The sequence below is a fragment of the Streptomyces spongiae genome (assembly GCF_009377185.1).
Taxonomy (GTDB): Bacteria; Actinomycetota; Actinomycetes; order Streptomycetales; family Streptomycetaceae; genus Streptomyces; species Streptomyces spongiae.
The window spans coordinates 1-4,338 of sequence record NZ_VJZC01000733.1; the positions used below are offsets into that span (position 1 = coordinate 1).

Annotated in this window: 3 protein-coding genes; 1 reads left to right on the forward strand and 2 read right to left on the reverse strand. The window is 71.6% G+C overall.

The window, feature by feature from the left end; all coding sequences use genetic code 11:
• The first annotated feature begins 238 nt into the window (after positions 1-238).
• Positions 239-823: a hypothetical protein gene (locus FNH08_RS45620; protein WP_152777502.1), complete on the forward strand. Its 585-nt coding sequence runs from the start codon at positions 239-241 to the stop codon at positions 821-823.
• Positions 824-909: 86 nt separating this feature from the next.
• Here FNH08_RS45620 and FNH08_RS45625 read toward each other — a convergent pair whose 3' ends face one another.
• Both FNH08_RS45625 and FNH08_RS45630 read right to left on the reverse strand, forming a co-directional pair.
• Positions 910-3,078, reverse strand: coding sequence for an FG-GAP repeat domain-containing protein (locus FNH08_RS45625; RefSeq protein WP_152777504.1), 2,169 nt, complete (start codon positions 3,076-3,078; stop codon positions 910-912).
• Between the two features lie 116 nt (positions 3,079-3,194).
• The gene (locus tag FNH08_RS45630) at positions 3,195-4,190 is read right to left on the reverse strand and encodes a helix-turn-helix transcriptional regulator (protein WP_194238848.1); all 996 of its coding nucleotides are present in this window, start codon (positions 4,188-4,190) and stop codon (positions 3,195-3,197) included.
• Positions 4,191-4,338 lie beyond the last annotated feature (148 nt).

Below are 4,338 nucleotides of genomic sequence, written 5' to 3' on the forward strand. Positions count from 1 at the left end.
CCCTCCTCCCCACCTCACTCCCATTCGCCGCGTGCGGCCGTGCTGGATGTGCCCATGCCACACTTTTTTCGTCGGATGCACGGAAGGCGCGGATGGCACGGAAGGCACGGATGGCACGGAAGGCGCGGATGCGCCGATGACGCGAAGTACGTCCAGTACGTGTTCAACCCCCGTCCAGCAGGGGTTGCGAGCGTGGCCGCGCGCATCCGAATGACGATGCGCAGGAGAGGAGCAGGTCATGTCCCGATCCCTGCGCGGCCGCCTGGCCGCCCTGCTGGTGAGCGCGTTCGCCCTCGTCGGCCTGGCCGTCACCCCGGCGGGGGCCGACGCTTCCGCCGCTTCCACCTACCTCAGCGCCGTCAACCTCAACGCCTACTGCCGAGACACCGCGGCGGGTACGTCGGTCCAGGACTCCGGCAGCCCGTCCGGCTGGTCCTGCGCCGTGAACGGCGCGAACCGCCCCCTGTCGATCACCGACGCCTGCCGGTACCAGTTCGCGGAGCTGGTCTCCCGCGGCTACCTCGTGTACGAGGACCAGGTGAACGCGGGTCCCCTCAAGAGGAGTTGCTACGCGGACATCAGCGTGCGGCTGGCCCGCGGCGGTATGGACCTCAGCGGGTACTGCGCGTCGAAGGGGTGGGGCTCGGCGTACAACGACGGCCGCAACGTCGACGGCTGGTTCTGCTCCAACTCACAGCGGATCAAGCTGAACGACGCCTGCAAGTGGCAGCGCGCGGGTGATGTGGCCAGTGGTTACGTGCTCGCCGCGGCCTACGCCGACTACGGCGCCTGGAACCGCATCGGCTGCGTCGCGCTCGCCTGAGCCCTGGGCCCTGGGCCCTGGGCCCGCCGCAAAGCTGGGGCCACTCGGGAGCACGGTGGTCCCGAGTGGCCCCCGGACCCACACCCTCAGGAGATGCGGATCTCCGACCAGTTCGTGGCCTCGCCGACCTGCGACCGGTTCTTGAAGCCGCCCTGGCCCTTGCCCCGGTTCAGCCAGGCGCGGCCGTCCCTGTCGAGCGAGATCAGGTCGGCCCGGCCGTCCCCGGACAGGTCGAGCCCGCCGACCACGTCCTTGTAGGAGGTGCCCCAGTCCTTGAAGACCAGCGACCGGGGCCTGAAGGTGCCGGAGCCGGTCCCCCTGAACCGCCACAGCTCGTTCGACGCGTCGACGGCCAGCAGGTCGTTCTTGCCGTCGCCGTCGAGGTCCCCGGCGGCGATCAGCCTCTTGTAGCCGCCGAAGCCGGACCCGGCGAGCGCGCGGGCCTTGAAGCCGCCCGCGCCGTTGTTCGCGTACACGTACAGCTTCCCGGTCGAGGCGGACCGGGTCAGCAGGTCGGCCCGGCCGTCGCCCGTCACGTCGCCGGACGAGACGACCGCGTCGTACTTGCTCCAGTCCGAGGAGACCTTGACGTGGAACGACTGCTGCTCGGGCAGCCCGCCGCAGATCGTCGGGTGGACGCGGGCCTCGCCCTCCGGGAGGCGGACGAACACGTCGTTGCAGCGGTCGCCGTCGAGGTCGCCGAACGGCAGCACCAGCGTGCCCGTCGGCCAACTGCTCGCGCGCTTCCCCGCGGACAGCTTCGTCGCGTCGCCCGCGTACACCTTCAGCCCCGTGCTGCCCCGCCCGAACAGGTCGGCCTTGCCGTCGTCCGTGTGGTCACGCCACTTGGGCAGCGCGCGGCTGGTCGTGGTGCGCTGGTAGACACCGACCATGACAGCGCCGCCCGTCTCGCCCCACTTGTACTCGTCCCACAGCACGACGGGCCGGCCGAGCGCGTCGGCGGCCACCTTGGGCGCCCCGGTGAACTGGGCACTCGTCGCGCTCAGCCGCCGCGGTGCGGACCAGGTGCCGCCCTTGAAGACGGCGGCCATCGTGTACTCCTCGGCCGAGTAGCCCTCCCGCCACGTCACCGTGACCGTCCCGCCCGAGGTGGCGGCCGCGCCGACCGCGCGCACCTTCTTGTGGGTGGAGAAGGGCTGCGTGTACGGCTGCCAGACGCCGGTCGCCGCGGAGCGCACCGCGTACCAGGAGCCGGTCGAGTAACCGGGCCCGCCGGCCACGAAGAGGTCCCCGCCCGGCAGGTGGACCGGCGCCGTCATCCCGTACGTGCTGCCGTTGTTGGCGGCGGACCGCGGGGTGCTCCACTGCGTGGTGCCGGCGGGCCGGCGCGTGTGCATGAGGTGCGCGGTGTCGTCGTAGAACACGTCGAAGCCGCCCTGCGGATCGGCGAACACCTTCGGGCGCGCCAGGGCCACCCCCGGTACCGGGAAGTCCTGGACCGCGGTCCAGGCGGTCGCGCCGGGGGCCTTCTCCAGGGCGACGACGGCCTTGCTTCTCTGCCACTGCCACACCAGCAGGGCGGTGCCGTCCTTGGCGACCGCGAAGTCCATGTGGGAGATGTCCCGGCTGCCGGACGGCGGCTGTTCGTTGAGGTCGGCCGGAGCGGTCCACGCGGCCTGCGGCCCGGTCTTCTCGACGGCCTTCACGACGCCGTTGACCGTCCATACGGCGACCAGTCGGCCGTCGGGGGCCGCCGCCAGGTGGTGGTAGCCCTTCTCGGGGACCGCGGCGACGTACTCGGGCTCGGAGAAGGCGGTCGCGCCGGGCGCGAGGGTGGCCACCTTCAGCCAGTAGTCGTTGTGGTCGTCGGCGCGCTTGGCCCGCCAGGCCAGGCGCACCGAGCCGTCCCCGAGCGAGACCAGCTCGGTGCTGTACCCGCCGGCGTCCGGCCAGTTCTGCGGGGTGAGCCAGCTGGTGCTGCCGGCGGGCCGGATCCGGGTGGAACGGGAGAGCCCGTCGCCGGTGAGGGAGACGACGGCGCCGTTCCCCGCCGACACCAGAGCGGTCAACCCGTTCCCGGCTGAGGCGGGGTCGGGGTTCGAGGCGTGCAGGGTGCTGGTGCCCCACGGGCCCGGCGTACGCGTCGCGGCGGCGGCCGTGGCGGTGGTGTCGGTGGCCGTGGCGGTGGTCTCGGCCGCCGTGGCCGTGGTGTGGGCGGCGGCCGGGGTCACGGCCGCCAGGGCGAGTACGGGAGTGAGCGCGATGCCGAGCACCGCGCGGGACTGCGAAGTCATGGGAATGCCCCCCCGGGCATGCGTATCCGGAAGCACGGATTCGCTGAACTGTTCGAACAAGTCAGGCGAAGCGTATATCAACCAAGATCGTCCCGTGTGGGGGTTTTCCCTACTCCTCAGGTGCCGCGCGCCTCCCGGCAGGCGATCGCGTGCAGCTTCTCCAGCCGCTCGCGTGACGCCTCGTCGGCCGGGGCGTACGTCACCATCCGCGGCCCGCTGTTGGGGCTGAGCCAGAGGTCGGTGTGGTCGAGGGTGAGCGGCCCGACATGGGCGTTGACGAACTGCTTGCGCTTGCTGCGGACACCGACGACCTCGTGGCGGTCCCACGCCTCGCGGAACTCCGCGGACTCCGTGCGCAGCCGCTTCAGGAGCGTCTTCCAGGCGGGGTCGGCGAGATGACCGGCCATCGCGGCGCGCAGCTTGGCTGCCATGAGCCGGGTGGTCTCCTCCAGGTGCACGATCGACGAGCGCCACTCCTCGTGGGTGTAGGCGAGGATCATGCAGTTCAGGTCCTCGGGCGGCACTGTGGCGAGGTCGCAGAGCAGCAGGCCGTACGTGCGGTTGTACGCGAGGATGTCGTACCGGCTGTTCTGCAGGCAGGCAGGGAACGGCTCCAGCTGTTCGAGGACGGCCCGCTGGGCGGCGGTGACCGACGGGCAGTTCTTGCCCGGCGACGGGTCGACGGCTCCGGCCAGGTTGAACAGGTGCTCGCGCTCGCTGAAGTCGAGGAGCAGGGTGCGGGCGAGGGCGTCGAGGACCTGCACGGAGACCTGGATGTCCCGGGCCTGTTCGAGCCAGGTGTACCAGGTGACGCCGACCGCGGAGAGCTGCGCGACCTCCTCACGGCGCAGTCCGGGCGTGCGCCGCCGCCGGCCGCGGGGCAGGCCGACCTGTTCGGGTGTGATGTGCTCGCGGCGGTGGCGCAGGAACGCGGCGAGCTCGTGCCGACGCACCACCGACTCCTGCGCCGCCCGGGGCCGCACGGCCACCGGCTCCTGCGTCGGTCGGGGCCCCACCGTCACCGGCCCCTCCGCCGGTCGGGGTTGTGCCGTCACCGACGGCTCCGCCGGTCGGGGTTGTGCCTCGGTCGCCCGTACCGCCATGGTCGTCATGCCTCCAGCGTGCAGCTGTGCGGAACCTGTTGCCAGGTACTCCTTGTACCAGGATAAGGAGACTCTGGTACCAGGCTCAGCCACCCACGAACCTGTTCCACGTGACCGATACCGAATCCATCACCACCACCCCCGTCCGCGCCCCGAC